Below are 2425 nucleotides of genomic sequence, written 5' to 3'. Positions count from 1 at the left end.
CCATGACCACCGACTCGAACACGGGGGTCGCCACCGTCGACGTCCTCCTGGGCCCCGACCGGCTCAATGAGCTGATCACCGACCAGTTCCCCGACTACGCCGCCTGCCGGGTGACCGACGTGGACGGCCACGCCCTGACCATGGCGGTGGACGGCGACCGGCTGCGCACCCGCCCGGGCGGCACCGTCTCGGGCCCGGAGCAGGCCGGGCTGTGCGACCTGGCCGCGTTCCTCCTGATCAACGCCCGGCTCGGGCCCACCCTGATGGCGCTGACCAGCTCGCTGCAGATCAGCTTCCTCAACCGGCCGCGCCCCGGGGCGCTGCGCGTGCACGCCAGGACGGCCAAGTTCGGGCGCCGGCTGTGCGTGGTCCTGGCCGAGCTGCTGGACGCCGACGGCATCCTGGTGGCCAGCGCCACGCTGACGTACGCGATTCCGCAGGCCCGGCCCGGGACGGCCTGACAGCTCCCTCCTCGGCGCCCCTTCTCGGCGCACTCCTTCTCCGCACGCCGGTTTCCCGCACGCGGACCCTCTGCACGCCGGTTCTCCGCGCACCGGTCTCGCCCTGCCGCCGTTCCGGCCCCGGCGGCCGGACGAATCCGACATTACGAATACGGGGTGGGGTATATTGACAGGGCGGCCCCACCCCTGGGGGCCCGGAGAACGGAGAACGGGATGTGCCGACGAGTCGCCTGCCGCACCTGCGGGAAGCCGACCTTCGCCGGGTGCGGGATGCACGTGGAGCAGGTCCTGGCCGGGGTGCCCGCGTCCGCCCGCTGCGACTGCGCCGCCCGGGGCGGCGCGGGCAAGGGCTGGTTCGGCAGGCTCTTCGGCCGCAGCTGACCCCCGCGTCGATCACTCCGCCCGCCTGTCCGTACGCCAACAATTGGCCAGGGTGGCGCGAAAGATGACAGTAAGTCGGCCGAGTGCGCGATCTTTTGGACAGGAAATGATCTAAGCATTGATCTGACACCCGTTCACCCTCTAGGTTGCGGTGCAATGTCACACTGAACCGCCATATATGGCGTGCCCGGGGGGACCACGGTGCCGGACACCGCATTGGAAGCAACGCACCAGACCACGAGCAAGCTGCCCCGGGTCTTCTACCGGCTGGCCGCGGGCGACGCCCTGAACATGTACGGGAGCCAGCTCGACCTGGTCGCGCTGAGCCTGTTCGCCTACGAGGCCGCCGGCAACGCCCTCGGCACGGCCGGGTACCTGGTCCTGCGACTGGGCGGCGGCCTCGTCGGCGGGCTGGTCGCCGGACGGCTGGTGGCCCGGCTGGAGCGACGGCGGCTGATGACGGGCTGCGCCCTGGCCCAGGCGCTGGCACTGGTCGTCGTCGCCCTCGTCCCGGCCTCGATGCGCATCCCCGTGCTCTACCCGCTCGCCCTGGTCCTCGGCGGCGCCGCCGCGGTGGCCTCCGTCGCGCTGCGGACCAGCATCCCCGAGATGGTCGGTGCCGAGCGCCGCGCCCGGGCCAACAGCCTGATGGCGAGCTGCCGTTCGACGGCGATGGTGCTCGGCTTCGCCTCCGCGGGCGTGGTGGTGGCCTGGGCCGGATTCCGGGCCGCGCTGCTCATCGACGCGGCCAGCTTCGTCCTGTTCGGGGCACTGGTGATCCGGCTGCCCCTGCCCACCCGGGCCGTCCCGGCGGAGGAACCCGCGACCCAACCGGAGGAACCCGCGCCGGCAGCCGGGAAGCGCGGCCCCCGGTGGCAGGCACTGGTCGTCCTGCGGGCCGCTCCGGTGGTGGGCGCCATGGCGGGGATCCGACTGCTGGACGCCTTCGGCTCCGCGGCCCACAACATCAGCCTGCCGGTCTTCGCCAACCTGTCCTCCCCCGACAACCCGGCCGCACTGCTCGGCACCTTCTGGGCCACCTGGGCGATCGGCAACCTCGGCGCCCAGCAACTGGTCTCCCGGTTCATGCTGCGCCGGGGCATCGAGCCCGGCGAGCGCGGCTTCGCGCTGGGCACCTGCCTGATGTCCGCCTGCTTCATCCTGGTCTTCACCGACCTCCCGACCCCGCTCTTCCTGCTGGTCGCGATCGGCGCCGGCCTCGGTGACGGCTTCACCGAGATCTCCTACACCACCCGGATCCAGGCCCTCGCCGACGAGCGGCGCGGCGAGGCCTTCGGCATCCTCGCGTCCGCCGAGAACGTCGGCATGGGCACCGGGATGCTGTTGAGCGGCTCACTGCTGGCGGTGGTCAGCCCGCTGACCGTGGTCGGCGTCTCGCACGCCGTCCCGATCGTGCTGGCGCTCGCCTTCCTCGTCCTGGTCGCCCGCACCCGCCGCCGCTGAGCGGCCCGCCCACCGGCCCCCGGCACCACCCCGGCGCCCCGCGCCGTACCCGACACCGGCCCGACGCACCACTCCCGCGACACCCCCACGCCGCACGCGACACCGCTCCTTCGCACCAC

The 2425-nt window shown here is 72.8% G+C and carries 3 protein-coding genes; all 3 read left to right on the top strand.

The window, feature by feature from the left end; genetic code table 11:
- Positions 1 to 461, top strand: a 461-nt coding sequence (locus tag ACIQOV_RS37555; protein WP_401055267.1) for a PaaI family thioesterase, incomplete at its 5' end; no start/stop codon positions are given.
- 213 nt (positions 462 to 674) lie between these two features.
- Positions 675 to 842: a hypothetical protein gene (locus ACIQOV_RS37550; RefSeq protein ID WP_401055266.1), complete on the top strand. Its 168-nt coding sequence runs from the start codon at positions 675 to 677 to the stop codon at positions 840 to 842.
- Positions 843 to 1058: 216 nt separating this feature from the next.
- The gene (locus ACIQOV_RS37545; protein ID WP_401055265.1) at positions 1059 to 2306 is read left to right on the top strand and encodes an MFS transporter; all 1248 of its coding nucleotides are present in this window, start codon (positions 1059 to 1061) and stop codon (positions 2304 to 2306) included.
- Positions 2307 to 2425: the final 119 nt, after the last annotated feature.

It is taken from the genome of Kitasatospora sp. NPDC091257, assembly GCF_044757675.1.
Lineage (GTDB): Bacteria > Actinomycetota > Actinomycetes > Streptomycetales > Streptomycetaceae > Kitasatospora > Kitasatospora lactacystinica.
Note: the sequence above shows the minus strand (reverse complement) of the source record. Positions and strands in the feature narration are given on the sequence as shown.

Excerpts from the sequence above, each read along its gene's own strand:
- ACIQOV_RS37550 (WP_401055266.1), top strand. The coding sequence starts at position 675 with ATGTGCCGACGAGTCGCCTGCCGCACCTGCGGGAAGCCGACCTTCGCC.